Here is a 19,434-nt window from a genome sequence, read left to right as displayed (position 1 = left end):
TCAGTAGCCGTCGCGCACGACGTTGGGCGGCTCCTCGCCGCGCGCGTAGTACGCGAGCTGCTCGCGCATCACGCGGAAGGCGCGGCGCATCGCGGCGGGGACGCTGCCGCCGACGTGCGGGGTCAGCAGCAGGCCCGGCGCCTCCCACAGCGGGTGGCCGGCGGGCAGCGGTTCGGGGTCGGTGACGTCGACGGCCGCCCGGAGCCGACCGCTGCGCAGCTCCGCGAGCAGGGCGTCCGTGTCGGCGACCGGGCCCCGCGCGCCGTTGACCAGCAGCGCGCCGTCGGGCATCGCGGCCAGGAAGTCCTTGTCGACCAGGCCGCGGGTCTCGTCGGTCAACGGGACGATCACCACGCAGGCGTCGTGGTGCGGCAGCAGGTCGTGCACCTCGTCGATGCCGTGCACGCCCTCGCGCCCGCGCCGGCCCACCAGCGTGATCTCCACCTCGAAGGGCTCGAGCCGGCGCACCAGGTTCTCCGCGACGTCGCCCGCCCCGACGACCAGCACCCGCTTGCCACCGAGCTCGTCGGTGACGTGCTGGGACCACTCGCCGCGCTCCTGCGCCCGGACGAAGCCCGGCAGCTCCCGGTACACCGCGAGGAGCACCGCGACGATCCACTCCGCCGTCGCGCCGCCGTGCGCGCCCTTGCCGTCCGAGAGCAGCACGCCCTCGGGCAGCTTCCCGATCCACGCCTCCGCGCCCGCGGTGAGCAGCTGCACGAGCTTGAGGTTCGGCAGGCCCTCGGCGAGCTCCACGACCTTGCCCGTGGCGAGGAAGGGCGGGACGAGGACCTCGGCCTCCTCGGCGCCCGCGGGCAGCGGCTTCGTCGGGTCGTAGACCAGGGGGCGGAGGTTCGGCAGGTCGGCGAGGGCGTCGGCACCGCGCGGGTGCGGGACCAGGACCACGGTCATGGGACCGACGCTACTCACCGGCCGCTCACCTCACCGCGCCTAGCCTGATCACCGTGCGCCACCGCCCTCCCCGTCTGCGGCTCGCGCTGGTCGCCCTGGTCGGCCTGCTCGCGCTGCTCGCGGGCTGCGCGACCTTCCCCGACGAGGGCCCGCGGGACTGGCAGGAGAAGACCGAGGGGCAGGGCGAGCTGGGCGGCCCCCCGTCCGTGCAGCAGGAACCCGGCGGCGAGCCCGGCGAGGACGGGGACGGTTCCCCGGCGCCGGGCGCCCCGCAGACCCCGGTCGGCTGCGACGACCCGGACCCCCAGGTCGTCGCCACCTGCCTGGACCCCGTCGGAGCCGTCGCCGTGCTGCCCAGCGGCGTGTCGGCGCTGGTCGGCGAGCGCGCGACCGGCCGGGTGCTGCGCGTGGAGCGCGGCAAGGAGCCCGTGCTGATCACCACGGTGCCGGTCGACGCGGTGGGCGGCGGGGGCCTGACCGGGCTGGTGCTCTCCCCCACCTATCAGGAGGACCAGCTCGTCTACGCCTACGCGACCACCCGCGAGGACAACCGGGTGCTCCGGCTGGCGCCGAACGAGCCGCCCAAGCCGGTGCTGACCGGGATCCCGAAGGGCCCCTCCGGCAACGGCGGCGCCCTCGGCACGGACGCGGACAACACCCTGCTCGTCGCCACCGGCAACGCCGGCGATCCCGCCCCCGCCCCCACCGCGCTCAACGGCAAGGTGCTGCGCATCGACACCCTCGGCCGGCCCGCCGCGGCCAACCCGAACCCGGGCTCGCCGGTGCTGAGCACGGGGCTGGCGCAGCCCGGGGGGATCTGCATGGACCCGACCAGCGAGTCGGTGTGGGTCACCGACCGCGCGGTCTCGCGCGACGTGCTCTACCGGGTCGCCCCCGGCCCGCTCGGCCCCGCCGCGTGGACCTGGCCGGACCGCCCCGGCGTCGCGGGCTGCATGGCCCAGCCCGGCGTGGTGGCGGTGGCGTTGACCGGCGGCGCGGCGCTCTCGGTGCTGCGCCCCGCCGACGACGGCAGCTTCTCCGGCGCCCCCGAGACCCTCCTCGCCAACGTCTACGGCCGCCTCGCCGCCGCCACCCTCGGCTCGGACGGGCTGCTCTGGCTCGGCACGGTCAACAAGTCCTCCGGCGGCAAGCCGGTCGCCAGCGACGACCGCGTCATCCGCATCCAGCCGCCCAGCGGGGGCGGTGCGAGCCGCGCCTGACGGGCGGCCCATGGGGCTCACCGCACCGGCCGAGCCGGTGGAGGACCGTGGCGACGGACCCCTCGGGGTCCATGATCACGACGGACCACCCGGGCCCATGATCACGTCATGTGGCCGCGAGGGGTCGATTTCCGACCCTTCCGCTCCACGACGGACGATCATGGTCGTCGGACGTCGGTGAGGGACGGCCACGGCCCCGCCCTCCGGCGACCGGGCCGGTGGACGGGGCCGTGTGACGACGCTGTGGGTCGTGAGCGGTCGGTGGTGCTCGAGCACCACCGACGGCACACAAGCAGCGTCAGCTGCAGCGTTCGAGGATCAGCTCCCGGACCCGCTTGGCGTCGGCCTGGCCCCTGGTGGCCTTCATGACCGCGCCGACGATCGCGCCGGCGGCCTGGACCTTGCCGCCCTTGATCTTCTCGACGACGTCCGGCTGGGCCGCGAGGGCCTCGTCGACCGCGGCGACGAGGGCCGAGTCGTCCGACACGACCTCGAGGCCGCGCTTCCCGACGACCTCGTCCGGTTCGCCCTCGCCGGCCAGCACACCGTCGACCACCTGGCGGGCCAGCTTGTTGTTGAGGTCGCCGGAGGCCACCAGCGCGACGACGCGGGCGACCTGCGCCGGGGTGATCGGCAGCTCGGCCAGCTCCACGCCGCGCGTGTTGGCCTGTTGAGCGAGGTAGGCGACCCACCACGAGCGGGCCTCACCGGCCGGCGCGCCCTCGGCGACCGTGGCCTCGATGAGCTCGAGCGCCCCGGCGTTGACCAGGTCGCGCAGCTCCTCGTCCGACAGGCCCCAGGCCTCCTGGATCCGCTTGCGGTGCTCCCAGGGCAGCTCGGGCAGGGTACCGCGCAGCTCCTCGACCCACTCCGGGCTCGGCGCGATCGGCACCAGGTCGGGCTCCGGGAAGTACCGGTAGTCCTCCGAGGTCTCCTTGCGCCGGCCCGGCCGGGTGGTGCCGGACTGCTCCTCGAAGTGCCGGGTCTCCTGGACGATCGCGCCGCCGCCGTCGAGCACGCCGGCCTGGCGCTGCATCTCGTGCCGGACGGCCCGCTCGACCGAGCGCAGCGAGTTGACGTTCTTGGTCTCGGTGCGGGTGCCGAGCACGCCGGAGCCCGCGGGCGAGAGCGACAGGTTCACGTCGCACCGCATGGAGCCCTGGTCCATCCGCACGTCCGAGACGCCCAGCGACTTGATCAGGTCCCGCAGCTGCGTGACGTAGGCCCGCGCCACCTCCGGTGCGCGGGCGCCGGTGCCCGGGATCATCTTCGTGACGATCTCGATCAGCGGAACGCCGGCCCGGTTGTAGTCCAGCAGCGAGTACTCTGCGCCGTGGATCCGCCCGTCCGCGCCGCCGACGTGCAGCGACTTGCCGGTGTCCTCCTCCATGTGCGCGCGCTCGATGCCCACGCGCACGACCTCGCCGTCCTCCAGCGTGACGTCCATCCAGCCGTCGACGGCGATCGGCTCGTCGTACTGCGAGGTCTGGAAGTTCTTGGGCATGTCCGGGTAGAAGTAGTTCTTCCGCGCGAACCGGCCCCACGGCGCGATCGAGCAGTTCAGCGCCAGCCCGATCCGGATCGCGGCCTCCACCGCGGCCCGGTTCACCACCGGCAGCGAGCCGGGCAGCCCCAGACAGGTCGGGCAGACCTGGGTGTTCGGCTCGGCGCCGAAGTCGGTGGGGCAGCCGCAGAACATCTTCGTGCTGGTCGACAGCTCGACGTGCACCTCGAGCCCGAGGGTGGGCTCGTAGCGGGCCACGACGTCGTCGAAGTCGACCAGTGCGGGAGCGGTGGTTGTCACTGCGCGACCTCCGGGACGCGGGCGATCAGCGGCCCGCCCTCGTCGGCGTCGCGCGCGGCCTCGAAGGCCGCGCCGACGCGGTACATCATGGCCTCGCCGAGCGCGGGCGCCATGATCTGCAGCCCGACCGGCAGGCCGTCCTCCTCCGCCAGGCCCGACGGCACCGACATGCCGGCCACACCGGCCAGGTTGGTCGGGATGGTGGCGAGGTCGTTGAGGTACATGGCCAGCGGGTCGTCGACCTTCTCCCCGATCGGGAAGGCCGTGGTCGGCGTGGTCGGGCTGACCAGCACGTCCGCCTGCTCGAACGCGGCGGCGAAGTCCCGGCTGATCAGCGTGCGGACCTTCTGCGCCTGCCCGTAGTAGGCGTCGTAGTAGCCCGACGACAGCGCGTAGGTGCCCAGGATGATCCGGCGCTTGACCTCGGGGCCGAACCCGGCCTCGCGGGTGGCCGCCATGACCTCCTCGGCCGACGCGCCCTTGTCGACGCGCAGGCCGTAGCGCATCGCGTCGAACCGGGCGAGGTTCGACGACACCTCGCTCGGCAGGATCAGGTAGTAGGCCGCCAGCCCGTACTCGAAGTGCGGGCAGGACACCTCGACGACCTCGGCGCCGAGCTTCTCCAGCCGGCGCAGCGCGCCGTCGAACGAGGCCCGCACGCCGGGCTGGTAGCCCTCGCCGCCCAGCTCGCGCACCACGCCGATCCGGACACCCGACAGGTCGCCCTGTGCGCCGATCCGCGCGGCCTCGACGACGGCCGGCACCGGCGCGTCGATCGAGGTGGAGTCGAGCGGGTCGTGCCCGGCGATCACCTCGTGCAGCAGCGCGGCGTCGAGCACCGTGCGGGCGCACGGGCCGCCCTGGTCGAGCGAGGACGCGCAGGCCACGAGGCCGTAGCGGGACACCCCGCCGTAGGTCGGCTTGACGCCCACGGTGCCGGTGACGGCGGCGGGCTGGCGGATCGAGCCGCCCGTGTCGGTACCGATCGCCAGCGGCGCCTCGAACGCGGCGAGCGCGGCCGCGGACCCGCCGCCGGACCCGCCGGGGATCCGGGAGAGGTCCCACGGGTTGCGGGTGGGTCCGTAGGCCGAGTGCTCGGTGGAGGAGCCCATGGCGAACTCGTCCATGTTGGTCTTGCCCAGGATCGTGATCCCCGCGGCGCGCAGCCGCGCGGTGAGCGTGGCGTCGTACGGCGGGCGCCAGCCCTCGAGGATCTTCGACCCGCAGGTCGTGGGCATGTCCACGGTGGTGAACACGTCCTTGAGCGCCAGCGGCACCCCGGCGAGCGGGGAGGCGGGCGCGGTGCCGGCCCGGACCGCCTCGTCGACGAGGGCGGCGTTGGCCAGCGCGGCCTCGGTCCCGACGTGCAGGAAGGCGTGCACCTCGCCGTCGACCTCGGCGATGCGGTCCAGGTGGGCCTGGGCGGCCTCGACGGCCGAGACCTCACCCGAGTGGATCCTCCCGGCCAGCTCGGCGGCGGTGAGGTGGATCAGGTCGCTCACTGCTCCTCCCCCAGGATCCGGGGCACGCGGAAACGGCCGTCCTCGGCGGCGGGCGCGCCGGCGAGGGCCTGCTCCTGGCTCAGCCCGGGCCGCCGGACGTCCGGCCGGAAGACGTTCTGCAGCGGCACCGCGTGCGACGTCGGCGGGATGTCCTCGGCGGCCACCTCGCCCACGCGGGCGACGGCGCCGAGGATGACGTCGAGCTGGCCGGCGAAGACGTCGAGCTCGGCGTCCGTGACGGCCAACCGGGCCAGCCGGGCGAGGTGCGCGACCTCGTCCCGGGAGATGGCCCCGGAGTCGGGGGACATGAGGGTTCCTTCGGCGTTGGGCTCTGGGGGCGGACGCGACCGGGTCACTCGCGTCCTCGCGGGCACGGGCGGCCGGGCCGTCGTCGAGTCTATTCGCGCCGGCCGACACTCCGCCGACGGGTTTCGCCCGCGCTGTCAACCCCCTGCGGCTGTCCCGGGCCGCCGCGGGTTTGGCAGGATCGGCGAGGTAATCGACGACGACGCCCCCGGCCCTCGGCGGGTGGGCGTCGTCGTGTCGTGCGGTCGGTCCCTACCGCGAGTTCGAGGAGGCGTGGCGGAGTGTCGTTCCTGCTCCGGGTGGTCCTGCCGGACAAACCGGGCATCCTGGGCGCGGTCGCCACGGCCCTCGGTGCCGCCGGGGCGGACATCCTGGGTGTCGACGTCGTCGAGCGCACGGACGGGCAGGCGGTCGACGACCTGGCCGTCGAGCTGCCCTCGGGCCGCCCGCCGGACGTCCTGATCACGGCGGCCGAGTCGGTGCCCGGCGTGCAGGTGGAGTCGGTGCGGCCCTACAGCGGCCGTCTGGACACCCACCGCGAGCTGGAGCTGGTCGACGCGATCGCCTCCGACCCGGAGCACGGGCTGAAGCGGCTCGCCGAGGAGGTCCCGCGGCTGTTCCGCGCGGGCTGGGCGATCGTCGCCGCCCGGGAGGAGGGCCGCTCCTACCGGCTGGCCGACTCCTCGGCCGCGCCCGAGACGCGGGCGGGCGACCTGCCGTGGCTGCCGCTGGACAAGGCGTTGATCGTGGATCCCGAGGTGCACTGGGTGCCCGAGCCGTGGAGCGCGCTGGACACCGAGCTGGCCGCGGCGCCGTTCGGCACCTCGCTGCCGGCCAAGGCGCTGGTCGTCGGGCGGCCGGGCGGGCCGGCGTTCCGGCCCTCGGAGCTGGCTCGGCTGACCCACCTGGCCGGGATCGTGGCCGCGGTCCTCGGGGCCTGAGCCCGGTGGACCGCCCCTGGGTCCGCGTCCCCGCCGCCGCCGGGAAGGCGCTGCGCCCGTACGTCGTGGGTGCGACGGACGAGATCATCGCCGAGGTCCGGGCGCAGGTCGCGGAGTACTCACGGCCGCTGAAGGGCAACTTCGGCAACCGGATCACGCAGGGCGTCACGGTCGCGCTCGACCAGTTCGTCGGGCTGCTCGGCTCGGACACGGAGCTGCCGGACACCCGGATCTACGCCGAGCTGGGCCGCGTCGAGCACCGCGAGGGCCGCACGCTGGCCGCGCTGCAGAGCGCCTACCAGGTCGGCACGCGCACGGTCTGGCGGGCGGTCGGCGAGAGCCCCGTCGCCCGGGCGCTGCCGCCCGACGTGATCTTCGCGCTGGCCGAGGCGCTGTTCTCCTACGTGGAGCAGCTGTCCGCGGCGTCGGTCGCCGGGTGGGCTCAGGAGGAGGCGATGCAGGCCGGGTCGCTGCAGACCCGGCGCAACGCCCTGGTCGAGGCGCTGGTCGTGCGGCCGCCCACCGAGCCGGCGGAGATCGAGAAGCTGGCGTCGGCGGCGGGCTGGACGGTCCCCGCCCGGCTGGCCGCCCTGGTCGTCGACGACGCCGTGGAGGTCGCCGCGCGGATCCCCGGCGCGGTCGCGGCGAACCTCGACCCGGCCGGGATCGCGTTCGTGCCCGCGGTGCGCGACGGGCTCGACGAGCTGGTGCGCGCCGCCCTCAAGGACCGGTCGGCGGTCCTGGGCCCGGTGGTGCCCGCCGCGGAGGCGCACCGGTCGGCGGCGCGGGCGCGGTCCGCCTGGCCGGCGCACGCGGCGGGGCTGCTCGCCCGGGACGGCGACCCGCTGCTGCGGGCCGACACCCATCTCGTCGAGCTGCTGCTGGTCGGCGCCCCCGACCTGGCTGCCGACCTGCGGGAACGGGTCACGGGGCCGCTGCAGGACATGCCCTCCGGGGCGGCGGCCCGCGCAGTGGAGACGCTGCGGGCCTGGCTCGACGCCCACGGCGACGTCAGCACCGCGGCCGCGGCCCTGCACGTGCACCCGCAGACGGTGCGCTACCGCCTGGCGAGCCTGCGGGAGACCTACGGCGAGGCCCTCGACGACCCTGCCCAGCGGCTCGAGCTGACGGTCGGCCTGCGCGCCCTCGACGCGAAACCGTGACGCACTCTGGAACCATACTGCGCGATCAGGGCCGTCGGAGCCGCGTCAGGAAACCATGACGCGAGTTTCAGCCCCCGAATCCCGCAGCGTGGAACCATACCGCGCGATTCCAGGCTCCGGAGCCGCGTTGTGGAACCATGACGCGGGAAATGCGGCTCGAGACTCGCGTCATGGTTCCCTGGTGCGGTCCTACGCGGCGAGGCGGGCGGGGGCGGCGCGGCGGACGGCGCGGCCGATCCTGCTGCGGGGCGTGGGCTTCGGGGCGCCGTAGCGCTCGTGGCCGCCGGGGAAGGCCAGCCGGAGGATCTTGCGCCAGACCTTCGCGTACTGCGTCGGCAGCGGGCCGGCGTTGTACGGCAGGCCGTAGCGCTCGCAGATGTCCCGCACCTTCGGCGCGATCTCGGCGTAGCGGTTGCTGGGCAGGTCGGGGAAGAGGTGGTGCTCGATCTGGTGCGACAGGTTGCCGGTCATGAGGTGCATGGCCTTGCTGCCGGTCAGGTTGGCCGAGCCCAGCATCTGGCGGATGTACCACTGACCCTGGGTCTCGCCGTCGAGCCGCTCCTCCTCGAAGGTCTCGGTGCCGTCGGGGAAGTGCCCGCAGAAGATCACCGCGTGCGACCACACGTTGCGCACGAGGTTCGCGGTGAGGTTCGCGGTCAGCGTCGAGAGCGCCGACGGGCCGGACAGCAGCGGGAACAGCACGTAGTCCTTCGCCGCCTGCTTGCCGATCTTCCGCAGGGTCGCGGCGATCTGCGGCTTCGCCTCGGCCCAGGACTTCTCGCCGCTGCGGATCTTGTCGGTCTCGATGTCGTACAGCGCGATGCCGTACTCGAAGATCAGCGACAGGCCGACGTTCGTGAGCGGCTGCAGCAGGTGCGCCGGCCGCCACTCCTCCTCGGGCATGATCCGCATGACCGTGTAGCCGAGGTCGCGGTCCTTGCCCCGGATGTTGGTGAAGGTGTGGTGCTCGTAGTTGTGCGAGCGCTTCCAGAACTCGGCCGGGTCGACGTGGTCCCAGTCCCAGGTCGTCGAGTGGATCTTCGGGTCCCGCATCCAGTCCCACTGGCCGTGCAGGATGTTGTGCCCGAGCTCCATGTTCTCGAGGATCTTCGCGACCGACAGCGCCGCGGTCCCGAGGATCCAGGCCGGCGGGAACTTCGAGAGGAGCAGCAGCCCGCGGCCACCGAACTCCAGCCCGCGCTGGGCGCGGATCACGGCGTGGATGTAGCGGGCGTCCCGCTCGCCGCGGGAGGCCTCGACCTCCTCGCGGATCGCGTCGAGCTCCGCGCCGAGCGCCTCGACCTGCTCGTCGGTGAGGTGCGCGGCGGCGGAGACCACCTCGCGGACGGTCCCGGGAGCGGTCTCGGGGGCGGTCCTGGCGGGGGCCTGCGGGTCGCGACGGAACATGCGGTGTCTCTCCAGCTCGGTGGGGGTCGTGAGGGACGGGGGGCGGTGGCCGCTCACGGGGTCTAGAGGTCGAGGGTGATGTCGCCGGCCGGGGCCGAGACGCAGGTGCGGACGGGGCGGCCGGGCTGGTCGGCGGCGTCGACCAGCTCGCCGGACTGCAGGTCGCGGACCGCGCCGGCCTGCAGCTTCCCGACGCAGGTGTGGCAGATGCCCATCCGGCAGCCGTTGGGGAGCAGGGCACCGGCCACCTCGCCGGCGAGCAGGACCGGGGTGTCGGGCGCGGCGTCGGCGACGAGGCCGCTGGCGGCGAACGTGATCCGGCCGCCGGTGCCCGCCGCGCTCGCCGCGCGCTTCGGCGCGAACCGCTCGACGTGCAGCAGCTCCGGAACGCCCGCGCGCTCCCAGTGCTCGGCGAGCGTGTCGAGCAGGCCGGCGGGCCCGCAGGCCCACGTCTCCCGGACCGCCCAGTCCGGCACCGCGTCGGCGAGGGCGTCCGGCGTGAGCCGGCCCTCCCCGGCGGTGTGCCGCTCGACGAGCCGCAGGCCGGTGCGCGCGGCGAGCGCGCGCAGCTCCGGCCCGAACACGACCTCGTCCGGGGTGCGGTCGCAGTGGACCAGGACCGCGCCGGACAGCGCGGCCGGGTCGAGCGAGCGCAGCATCCCCATCACCGGCGTGACACCACTGCCCGCGGTGACGAAGAGCAGCTTCTCCGGCGTCGGCTCGGGGAGCGTGAACTCCCCCGCCGCCGGCCCGAGCCCGACGACGGTGCCCACGGGGGTGTCGTGCGCGAGCCTCCCGGAGAGGATCCCGCCGGGGACCGCGGTGACCGCGACCGACAGCAGCGGGTCCCCCGGCCGCGAGGTGACCGAGTAGGTCCGCCAGTGCCAGACGCCGTCGACCTGCAGCCCGATCCCGAGGTACTGGCCCGGCACGTGCCGCGCGAACCGCGTCCCCGGCCGCAGCACGAGCGTGGTGGTGTCGGGGGTCTCGCGGACCACCCGCACCACGCGGGCCCGCGGCGCGGACCGGGACCACATCGGGTTCAGGGTGCCGAGGACGTCGTCGGGCACCAGGGGCGTGATCAGCAGCCCGGCGGCGGCCCGGACACGCCGGGCAGTACGGCTGTCCCGGAACCGGCTTGCGGAGCTCATGAACCCCACGGTAGGGATCACGGATCGGTCACGACCACGACGACGGCCACGCGCTGCCGCCGCATTCTGTTGCCGGACCAACAAGCTCGAGATCGGGGCGTGACGATCGGTCGGAGCGGGAACCCTGGGGGTTTCGGTGTCGTTCCGGTGTCGTCCTGAGCGTGGGTCAGACCCGGATGCCGAGGGCGGCGCGGACGAGGTCGTCGTTGCCCGTGGCGAGCCAGCCGTCCGGCCGGACGAGCACGTCCTCGAAGCCGATCCGGGTGTCGACGCCCATCCGCAGCGCGTACTCCAGCACCGGCCAGGCGCCGTCCTCCTCGCCGTGCAGCAGCACCGGCACGGGCAGCTGGCCCAGCGCGCGCACGATCCGGACCGCCTCCGCGACGGCGGTCTCCGGGTCCGACACCACGGTCGACTCGGCCAGCACGCGGACGGTCCGCGGCGGGACACCGCTCTGCCGGAGGGTGACGGCGTCGCCGCTGGTCCAGACGCCGAGCTCGACGCCGATGTTCACCGACGCCGCCGCCCGGCAGACCTCGACCCAGCCCTTCTCGTGCACGTTGACCGAACACACGTCGGGCTTGCCCACGCCGAGCCGGCCCCAGCTGAGCACGGCCTCGATGCGCAGGTTCGGGTCCGGCTGGATCCACCGCCCGGTGGTCACGCCGATCTCGACGCCCGGCGCCTCCTGCCGGATGAGCGCGACCGCGTCCCCGACGTGGACCGGGTCGATGGTCTCGTGCCCTAGCGGGTCCCGCGGGTGGACGTGGACGGACTGGACGCCGAGGCGGGCGACGGCGCGGGCGTCCCGCGCGAGGTGCCGGGCGAGGACTGGCAGCGCCGGGTGCGCGTCCTCCGGACGCGAACCGTTCAGAACCGCCTGCAGCACCGTGCCTCCTCCTTCACCAGGATCCGCGCCGCGCCCACGGCGGGGCCGGCCGGCGCGACCACCGGTCCGGTCCCTGCGGGGAGCGGAAGCCGCGAGCCTAGTGCGCCCGGACCGCGGGGCCGCGCGACCGGCCCGGGAGGTCCCTCCAACTGCTGACGCGTGTCACGCTCCCGATGCGGCCTCGGCGTGTCGGGTGGCCTCCTCCGGGCCGCGGTCCAGCAGGACACGGAAGCCCTCCTCGTCGAGCACCGGGACGCCGAGCTCGACGGCCTTGTCGTACTTGGACCCGGGCGCGTCGCCCGCCACCAGGAACGCGGTCTTCTTCGAGACCGAGCCGGCGGCCCGGCCGCCCCGGGCCATGATCGCCTCCTTGGCCTCGTCCCGGGAGAAGTTCTCCATCGAGCCGGTGATCACGATCGACAGGCCCTCCAGCGTGCGCGGGACGGACTCGTCGACCTCGTCGACCATCCGCACCCCCGCGGCCCGCCACTTCGCGACGACCTCGCGGTGCCAGTCCACCGTGAACCAGTCCCGCACCGCGGCGGCGATCGTGGGGCCCACGCCCTCGACGCCGGCGATCGGCGCCAGCGCGGCGGCCACCGCCTTGGCCTGGGCGCGGGTGGCGGCCTTCTGCGCCTTCTCGGCCTCGGCGACGAGGACCTCGGGATCGGCGTCCCCGGCCCCGTCGCTCGCCGCCGCGTCCGCCCCGTCGGTCGGCTCGGGACCCGGCTCCGCGGTGGGCTCGCCCTCCGGCTCCTCGGTGGGCTCGCCCTCCGGCTCCTCGGCCGCCGAACCGTCCGAGGTGATCTCCACCCCGGCCCGTTCGGTCTCCTCCCGGGCGCGCGCGGCCGCGGCCTCGATCGCCTCGAGCGAGTGGAACTCGCGGGCCAGCGCCTGCGCCGCCGTGGGCCCGACGTGCCGGATGGACAGGCCGACGAGCACCCGCCACAGCGGCCGGTCCTTCGCCGCCTCCAGGTTCTGCAGCAGCTTCCGGCCGTTGGCCGACAGCGCGCCCGCCTTGGTGCGGAAGAGGTCGACCTGCAGCAGGTCCTCCTCGGTGAGGGCGAAGACGTCGCCCTCGTCGTGCACCACCCCGGACCTCAGCAGCGCCGTGGCGGCCTCGTAGCCCAGGCCCTCGATGTCGAACGCCCCGCGGCCGGCCACGTGGAACAGCCGCTCGCGCAGCTGCGCGGGGCAGGAGCGGGCGTTGGGGCAGCGCTGGTCGACGTCGCCCGCCTTCTGCCGCACCAGCTCGGTGCCGCACTCGGGGCAGTGCGTGGGCATGACGAACGCCCGCTCCTCGCCCGTGCGCACGTCCGTGACCGGGCCCAGCACCTCGGGGATCACGTCGCCCGCCTTGCGGATGACGACCCGGTCGCCGATCAGCACGCCCTTGCGGCGCACCTCGTCCTCGTTGTGCAGGGTGGCCATCGACACCGTGGACCCGGCGACCAGCACGGGCTCCATGACCGCGAACGGGGTGACCCGCCCGGTCCGGCCCACGTTGACCTGGATGTCCAGCAGCGTGGTGGTGGCCTCCTCCGGCGGGTACTTGTAGGCGATCGCCCAGCGGGGCGCGCGCGAGGTGGCGCCGAGGCGGCGCTGCAGGGCCACCTCGTCGACCTTGACGACCACGCCGTCGATCTCGTGCTCGATGTCGTGCCGGTGCTCGCCCCAGTAGGCGACGTGCGCCACCACCTCGTCGATCGAGGTGAACACGACGGTGCGGGTGGAGACCGGCAGCCCCCACGCCTGCAGCGCCTCGTAGGAGTGCGACTGGGTGACCGGGGTGAAGCCCTTGCGCCTGCCCAGCCCGTGGCAGATCAGCCGCAGGTTGCGCGACGCGGTGACCCGCGGGTCCTTCTGGCGCAGCGAGCCGGCCGCGGTGTTGCGCGGGTTGGCGAAGGGCGGCTTGCCCGCCTCGACCAGCGCGGCGTTGAGCCGCTGGAAGTCCTCGAGCCGGAAGTACACCTCGCCGCGCACCTCGACGAGCTCGGGCACCGGGAACTCCTCGCTGCCGGTCAGCTTCTCGGGCACCTCCTCGAGGGTGCGCATGTTGAGCGTGATGTCCTCGCCCGTGCGCCCGTCCCCCCGGGTCAGCGCGCGGGTGAGCACCCCGTTCTCGTAGAGCAGGTTCACCGCGAGCCCGTCGATCTTCAGCTCGCACAGGTAGTGCAGGTCCGCGCCGACCTCCCGGACGGTGCGCTCCGCCCAGGCCCGCAGGTCCTCCTCGCTGAACGCGTTGTCCAGGCTGAGCATCCGCTCGAGGTGGTCGTACGCGGTGAACTCGGTGGAGAACCTCCCGCCGACCTTCTGGGTGGGCGAGTCCGGGGTGCGGAGCTCGGGGTACTCCTCCTCCAGCGCGATCAGCGCACGCCACAGCTCGTCGAACTGGCCGTCCGAGACCACCGGCGCGTCGAGCACGTAGTAGCGGAACTGGTGGTCCGCGACCTCGGTCGCGAGCGCGGCGTGCCGCTCCCGCACGTCGTCGGGAACGGTGCTGGTGGGGACGCTGTCCGGGCTCACGGGATGCAGGTTAGTGGCCCGCACCGACAGACCCGGGGGAACTCAGCGTGCGGCGGCGGCCCACTCCCGCAGCGCGGCGGCGCGGATCTTGGTGCCGTTGGTGCCCGAGGTGGTCGGCATGGCCTCGATGACGTGCACGGTCTCGGGCACCTTGAACTTGGCCAGGCCCTCGGCGCACCAGGCCCGCAGCGCGGCCGGCTCCGGCGCGCGCCCCTCCTCGGGCACCACGAAGCCGATCGCGACCGTGGCTCCGGAGGCGTCCGGGACGCCGACGACCTTCGCCGTGTGCACGTCCGGGTGCGCGGCCAGCCGCACCTCGATCTCCGCGGGGTCGACGAGGAAGCCGTGCAGCCGCAGCGCGTCGCCCATCCGGCAGACGTAGGCGAACACCCCGTCGTCGACGATCGTGCCCAGGTCGCCGGAGTGGAACCAGCCGTCCCGGGTGAACGCGTCGGGGACCTCGGCACCCAGGTAGGCGTCGACGACGTTGGGCCCGCGGAACTGCAGCTCGCCCTCGTGTCCGGGGGCCAACACCTCGCCGGTGACCGGGTCGGCCACCCGCACCTCGATGCTGGGGTGCACGACGCGCCCGCCGCCGACCCAGCGGGCCGGCTCCGGCTCGTCGTGCGGCCAGTGGGCGGTGAGCGCGAACAGCTCGGAGGAGCCGTAGACCCCCGAGGTGAGGGTGCCGAACTCGTCGCGCGCCCAGGCGGCCAGCTCGCGGGAGCGGCCCTGGAAGTCCGCCACCCCCCACCAGCGCCAGGCCGACAGGTCCCGCGGGTGCTCGCGCCACGCCTCGGCGAGCCGCAGGACCAGGTCGTCCCCGCCGACGACGTGGGTGACGCCGAGCGACTCCATGTCCGCGAGCACGGCGTCGGCCGAGAAGACGGGGGCGAAAACGCAGACCCCGCCGGCGGCGAGCGCGGCCATCGCGGTCTGGTAGCCGAACACCCCGGACAGCGGCAGGGCGCACAGCACGTGCTCGCCCTCGGCGATCCCGATCGTCGCGGCGTCGGCGGCCGCGTGCGCGAGCACGCCCGCCGCGGAGTGCGCCGCGAGCTTGGGCATGCCGGTCGAGCCGGAGGTCGTGAACGCCACCGCGAGGTCCGCGGGGTCCGAGCGGGGCACGGTGTCGTCGGCCGGGCCCGCCGTCGCGGTGGGCACCCAGGCGCCGCCGCCGAGGTCCGCGACCGCCGGGTCCGGCGCCTCGCGGCCCGGCCCCGCGACGACCGCGACCGGCGGGGCGGGCCCGTCGCCGACCGCCTCCTTCAGCCGGGCGAGCAGGTCCAGGCCGTGGAAGTCGTGGGCCAGGGCGACCAGCTTCGGACGGGCGCGGTCGAGGACGTGCCGGACCTCCTCGACGTTGTACCGGGTGTTGATCCCGATGACGTGCGCCCCGCGCGCCGCCACGGCGAACTGCCAGGCCAGCGCGTCGCTCCAGTTGGGCATCCACACCGCGACGCAGTCCCCGGCGCCGATCCCGTGGGCGCGCAGCTCCTCGGCGAGCGCGCCGGTGCGCCGCCACAGCTCGCCGCGGGTGACCGCGATCCGCTCGCCGGCCGGGCCCTTGTCCAGGACGACGACGGCCCCGGGGTCCCGCGCGGCGATCCGGCCGAGCAGGTCGGGCAGGTCGTGCGGCACCGGACCGGAGGCCGGGTGCGGGGAGACGGCGTGCGGGGCGACGAGCGGCGCGCGCTCCTCCGCCTGGTCGGACGGGGTCCCGCTCATGCCGCCACCTCGCTCCCGAGCTCCGCCAGCCAGCCCGCGAGCACGCCGTCGAAGCCCTCGATCTCCTCCATCGGATAGTGCCCGATCCCCTCGAGCACGGTGCACCGCGCACCCGGGATGAGGGCGGCCGCCGCGCGTGTGCCGGCGGCCGGGACCCACAGGTCGTCCGCGCCGACGACGAGGTGCGCCGGGCAGGTGACCCCGCCCAGCTGATCGCGCAGGTCGTGGGTCGTCCAGCCGATCAGGTCCGAGTTCGAGATCGCCGGGTCCTCGCGCCGGTGCATGGTCGCGATCAGCTCGGCCCGCTCCGCCGGCACCGACCGCCCGACGACGGCGAGCGTCCCCAGGTACGTCCGGTCCGTCCGGCTCGGGGCGGCCACGTCGGACAGCTCGCGGCGCAGCCCCCGCTCGGAGGGCGTGCCCCCGGTCCAGGCGTTCGCGGCCATCGCGACGATCCCCGCCACCCGGTCCGACGCCCGCGCGGCCAGATCCAGGGTGATCTTCCCGCCGATCGAGCAGCCGACGACGTACGGGCGCGCCAGCCCGAGGGCGTCGATCAGCTCGAGGCACCAGTCGGCGTAGACGCCCAGGTCGGTCACCGGGCCGCCGGGGGCGGGCTCGGAGCGGCCGTGCCCGGGCAGGTCCGGTACCACGACCCGGAAGCCGCGCGCGGCCAGCGCCGGGGCGACGTGGCGCCACTGCACCCCGCTCTGCCCCGCGGTGTGCAGGCAGAGAACCGGAACTCCGTCGCCCGGGCCGTGCTCCTCGACGAACGCCAGCGCCCCGCCGATGTCGATGTACCTCATGCGATCCCCCGGGCCGCGTCGACGATCAGGTGCAGGGCCTTCGTCAGACGCAGGTACTCGTAGCCGTTGCCCCGCATGCCGAACCGGCCGGACATGGCGAAGCGGGTGAACTCGTTGGCCGGGGCCGTGACGAGCTCGGTCCAGGTGAGCTCGTCCGCCTCGACGGTGAAGGTGGGGCCCAGCGCCGCGCGGCCGGCCACCTCGATGACCTTGCCGCGGTAGACCCGCAGGCTGACCTCGTGCTCGCCGGCGCGCAGCCCGATCGCGCCGTCCCAGGTGGCCAGGGACTCGGCGAACTCCGGGGCGAGCGCGGCGACCAGCGCCTCGCCCCACGCGACGGTCCCGAAGGCACGCCCGACCGGGTCGGGGCCCGGGCCCGCGGCGTCGACCAGCGCGGAGGTGGTGCCCTCCTGCACGGTGCGGCCCTGCTCGTCGAGCAGCCGCATGTGCCGGGTGACCACGCCGGCGTCGCCCTTGCGGGTGCGCCGGCACCTCACGACCGTCATCTGCAGGCGCACCGTGTCGCCGACCCGCAGCGGCAACCGGTAGCTCCAGTGGGTGTCGAGCAGCCCGCGGACCGCGGAGCCGTGCAGGCCCAGGCCCTGCAGCAGGCCCATCGCGACGGCGAGGCCGAACGGGCCCTGCAGGATCCCGTCCGGCCCCGCGTGCAGCGGGTGGTCGTCGCCGGAGAGCCGGGTGAACTCCGCCAGGTCGGTGGCCGTGACGGTCCGGGGCGCGCTGGTGAAGCGCTCCCCGACCGTGAACTCCTCGAACCGGCGGCCGGGCCCGGTCCGGGTGTCGGTGTCGGGTCGCAGGACCTGCTCGGTCGGCACGCGGCCCCCCTTCGTCGACGACGGTGTGCGAACGACTGCACGAACGAACGTTCTTGCGTTCTCGACACAACCACCCGTCCGTACCCGTCGTCAAGAGCGCGGGCTGCACTAGCCTGGGCAGCATGAACGATCGTTCCCCGGCGCTCCTGGTCGCCGACACGGGGCGCGGGAACGAGGCCGCGATCCTCAATGCGGCACTGGCCGCGTTCGGCGCCCAGGGGTTCAACGGCGCCTCGATGCGCGAGGTCGCGAAGGGCGCGGGCACCAGCCTGTCGAACCTCTACAACTACTTCCCCTCGAAGTCCCACCTGCTCGCCGAGGTGCTGCGGCGGGCCAACGCCGAGCTCGAGACCCGGGTGCGGCGGGCGGTCGCCGACGCGGGGGACGACGCCGCCTCCCGGATGCGCGAGGCGGTGCGCGCCTACGTCGGGTTCGTGGTGGACCAGCAGCTCGCGATGCTGGTCTCGACCGCGGAGGTGCGCTACCTGCAGGGCGAGGACCGGGCTCGGCTGGTGGCCGACCGCGACCGCACGCAGGCGATCTTCGCCGACATCGTGGAGCAGGGCGTGGCGAGCGGGGAGTTCCGCACGCCGCACGCCGCGGACGCCGCGCGGGCCGTCCTGTCCATGGTCAACGCCGTCGCCACCTGGTACCGGCCGGACGGCCGGCTCTCCCGCGGGCAGCTCGCCGAGCAGCACGCCCGCTACGCGCTGGCCCTGCTCGAGGCCCCCCTGCCCCGCGCCTGACCCCTCCCCTTGTCGCACGAGGACGCCGCGGCTACGGTAAGAACGATCGTTCGTATCGGCGTCCGTACTCCCGCGGACGACGCACCGCACCGTGGCGGAGGTTGCCGACAATGTCCCCCGACAAGCAGGACCGGACGGAGCACACCGCTCCGCCGCGCATGGGAAGGCTCGCCGCGGCCGCGGTCTTCGCGACCACCCTCGAGTGGTTCGACTTCCTGATCTACGCGACGGCCGCCGCGCTGGTGCTCGGCCACCAGTTCTTCCCCTCGGCCAGCCCGGTCGCCGGCACGCTCGCCTCGTTCGCCACCTTCGCCGTCGGGTTCGTGGCGCGGCCGCTGGGCGGGATCATCGCCGGGCACGTGGGCGACCGGTTCGGCCGCAAGCCCCCGCTCGTCGTCGCCATGCTCGTGATGGGTCTCGCGACCACCGCGATCGGCGTGCTGCCGGGCTACGCGACCATCGGCGTCTGGGCGCCGATCCTGCTCGTCGTCGCCCGGCTGGTGCAGGGCCTGGGCGTCGGCGCGCAGTGGGGCGGCGCCGCGCTGCTGCTCACCGAGCACGCGCCGGTGGAGCGCCGCGGCTTCTACGGCAGCCTGGTGCAGACCGGCGCGATCTTCGGCGCCGTGGCCGGCAACATCTTCTTCCTGGTCCTCACCGCCGCGCTCACCCCGGAGCAGTTCGACGCCTGGGGCTGGCGGGTCCCGTTCCTGTCCGGCCTGCTGCTCGTGCTGATCGGCATCTACGTGCAGCTCAAGATCGAGGACACCCCGGTGTTCCGCGAGCTGCAGCACCGCTCGGCGGAGTCGAAGCGCGAGGCCGGGCTGCGCAAGGCGCCGCTGCTCGAGGCGATCCGCCGCTACTGGCGGGAGATCCTGCAGGCCGCCGGCGCGTTCTTCGTGGTCAACGCGACCTTCTACATCCTGATCAGCGGCATGCTCGACTACGCGACCAAGACCGTCGGCATGTCCCGCACCTCGATCCTGTGGTGCGTGATGGCCGCCGGGCTGACCCAGGTCGTCACGATGCCCTTCTTCGGCGCGCTCACCGACCGGATGGGCACCCGCAAGAAGCTGTACCTGACCGGCACCGTGCTGATGGCGCTGTTCGCCTTCCCGATGTTCTGGATGGTGAACACGGGCTCCGTGCCGCTGGTCTTCCTGGCGCTGCTGATCGGCTTCACGATCCACGCCACGATGTACGGCCCGCAGGCCACGCTCTACGCCGAGATGTTCCCGGCCGACGTCCGCTACTCCGGCGCCTCGCTCGGCTACCAGTTCGCGTCCGTGTTCGCCGGTGGGCTCGCGCCGTTCGTCATGACCGCGCTGCTGGCCGCGACCGGGTCCTCGTGGTCGGTGTCGCTCTACATCGTCGCGGGGGCGGCGGTCACCTTCGTCGCCGTCGCGACGATCAAGGAGCGGTTCCGCCGGGACCTCTACGAGACCTCCGACGCGCCGGTGCCCGCGCACGCCTCCTGACCCCCGGCACCCGAACGGCGCTCCC

Annotated in this window: 16 protein-coding genes; 5 read left to right on the top strand and 11 right to left on the bottom strand. The window is 74.3% G+C overall.

The window, feature by feature from the left end; translation table 11 throughout:
* On the bottom strand, window positions 1-912 hold the full coding sequence (locus ACFQH9_RS05215; protein ID WP_379564735.1) for a 2-hydroxyacid dehydrogenase: 912 nt from the start codon (window positions 910-912) through the stop codon (window positions 1-3).
* A 53-nt stretch (window positions 913-965) separates the two neighbouring features.
* Between ACFQH9_RS05215 and ACFQH9_RS05210 the strand changes: the two genes are divergently transcribed.
* Window positions 966-2,132: a PQQ-dependent sugar dehydrogenase gene (locus ACFQH9_RS05210; RefSeq protein WP_379564734.1), complete on the top strand. Its 1,167-nt coding sequence runs from the start codon at window positions 966-968 to the stop codon at window positions 2,130-2,132.
* A 298-nt stretch (window positions 2,133-2,430) separates the two neighbouring features.
* Here ACFQH9_RS05210 and gatB read toward each other — a convergent pair whose 3' ends face one another.
* The 3 genes from gatB to gatC are packed head-to-tail and all read right to left on the bottom strand — an operon-like array spanning window position 2,431 to window position 5,746.
* Window positions 2,431-3,936, bottom strand: a complete 1,506-nt coding sequence (gene gatB, locus ACFQH9_RS05205) for an Asp-tRNA(Asn)/Glu-tRNA(Gln) amidotransferase subunit GatB (protein WP_379564733.1) — start codon at window positions 3,934-3,936, stop codon at window positions 2,431-2,433.
* Window positions 3,933-5,438: an Asp-tRNA(Asn)/Glu-tRNA(Gln) amidotransferase subunit GatA gene (gatA, locus tag ACFQH9_RS05200; protein ID WP_379564732.1), complete on the bottom strand. Its 1,506-nt coding sequence runs from the start codon at window positions 5,436-5,438 to the stop codon at window positions 3,933-3,935. The genes gatB and gatA overlap by 4 nt, the downstream gene beginning before the upstream one ends.
* Window positions 5,435-5,746, bottom strand: coding sequence for an Asp-tRNA(Asn)/Glu-tRNA(Gln) amidotransferase subunit GatC (gatC, locus tag ACFQH9_RS05195; RefSeq protein WP_379564731.1), 312 nt, complete (start codon window positions 5,744-5,746; stop codon window positions 5,435-5,437). The genes gatA and gatC overlap by 4 nt, the downstream gene beginning before the upstream one ends.
* A 279-nt stretch (window positions 5,747-6,025) precedes the next feature.
* Between gatC and ACFQH9_RS05190 the strand changes: the two genes are divergently transcribed.
* The gene (locus tag ACFQH9_RS05190; RefSeq protein ID WP_379564730.1) at window positions 6,026-6,685 is read left to right on the top strand and encodes an ACT domain-containing protein; all 660 of its coding nucleotides are present in this window, start codon (window positions 6,026-6,028) and stop codon (window positions 6,683-6,685) included.
* Between the two features lie 5 nt (window positions 6,686-6,690).
* Window positions 6,691-7,848 carry a PucR family transcriptional regulator gene (locus ACFQH9_RS05185; RefSeq protein ID WP_379564729.1) on the top strand — a complete coding sequence of 386 codons (1,158 nt, stop codon included), beginning with the start codon at window positions 6,691-6,693 and terminating at the stop codon, window positions 7,846-7,848.
* 189 nt (window positions 7,849-8,037) lie between these two features.
* On the opposite strand, the gene ACFQH9_RS05180 is transcribed toward ACFQH9_RS05185, so the two are convergent.
* From ACFQH9_RS05180 to ACFQH9_RS05150, 7 genes are all read right to left on the bottom strand, one after another.
* Window positions 8,038-9,255, bottom strand: a complete 1,218-nt coding sequence (locus tag ACFQH9_RS05180; protein WP_379564728.1) for a fatty acid desaturase family protein — start codon at window positions 9,253-9,255, stop codon at window positions 8,038-8,040.
* A 62-nt stretch (window positions 9,256-9,317) separates the two neighbouring features.
* A complete protein-coding gene (locus ACFQH9_RS05175; RefSeq protein ID WP_379564727.1) occupies window positions 9,318-10,406 on the bottom strand; it encodes a ferredoxin reductase in 1,089 nt (362 codons plus the stop codon).
* 166 nt (window positions 10,407-10,572) lie between these two features.
* Complete coding sequence (locus ACFQH9_RS05170; RefSeq protein WP_379564726.1) at window positions 10,573-11,295, bottom strand: 3-keto-5-aminohexanoate cleavage protein; 723 nt, start codon at window positions 11,293-11,295, stop codon at window positions 10,573-10,575.
* A 162-nt stretch (window positions 11,296-11,457) separates the two neighbouring features.
* The gene (ligA, locus tag ACFQH9_RS05165) at window positions 11,458-13,821 is read right to left on the bottom strand and encodes an NAD-dependent DNA ligase LigA (protein WP_379564725.1); all 2,364 of its coding nucleotides are present in this window, start codon (window positions 13,819-13,821) and stop codon (window positions 11,458-11,460) included.
* 42 nt (window positions 13,822-13,863) lie between these two features.
* Complete coding sequence (locus tag ACFQH9_RS05160) at window positions 13,864-15,549, bottom strand: AMP-binding protein (RefSeq protein ID WP_379564724.1); 1,686 nt, start codon at window positions 15,547-15,549, stop codon at window positions 13,864-13,866.
* Window positions 15,546-16,355: an alpha/beta fold hydrolase gene (locus ACFQH9_RS05155; RefSeq protein ID WP_379564723.1), complete on the bottom strand. Its 810-nt coding sequence runs from the start codon at window positions 16,353-16,355 to the stop codon at window positions 15,546-15,548. The genes ACFQH9_RS05160 and ACFQH9_RS05155 overlap by 4 nt, the downstream gene beginning before the upstream one ends.
* Window positions 16,352-17,188 carry a MaoC/PaaZ C-terminal domain-containing protein gene (locus ACFQH9_RS05150; protein ID WP_379564722.1) on the bottom strand — a complete coding sequence of 279 codons (837 nt, stop codon included), beginning with the start codon at window positions 17,186-17,188 and terminating at the stop codon, window positions 16,352-16,354. The genes ACFQH9_RS05155 and ACFQH9_RS05150 overlap by 4 nt, the downstream gene beginning before the upstream one ends.
* Before the next feature lie 122 nt (window positions 17,189-17,310).
* Between ACFQH9_RS05150 and ACFQH9_RS05145 the strand changes: the two genes are divergently transcribed.
* Window positions 17,311-17,934 carry a TetR/AcrR family transcriptional regulator gene (locus ACFQH9_RS05145; RefSeq protein WP_379564721.1) on the top strand — a complete coding sequence of 208 codons (624 nt, stop codon included), beginning with the start codon at window positions 17,311-17,313 and terminating at the stop codon, window positions 17,932-17,934.
* A gap of 110 nt (window positions 17,935-18,044) precedes the next feature.
* Window positions 18,045-19,409 (top strand): MFS transporter, encoded by a 1,365-nt coding sequence (locus tag ACFQH9_RS05140; RefSeq protein WP_379564720.1) that lies wholly within the window; start codon window positions 18,045-18,047, stop codon window positions 19,407-19,409.
* Window positions 19,410-19,434 lie beyond the last annotated feature (25 nt).

It is taken from the genome of Pseudonocardia lutea, assembly GCF_042658055.1.
GTDB lineage: Bacteria > Actinomycetota > Actinomycetes > Mycobacteriales > Pseudonocardiaceae > Pseudonocardia > Pseudonocardia lutea.
The sequence above is the reverse complement of the archived record's forward strand: the minus strand, read 5'-3'. Positions and strand labels throughout refer to the sequence as shown.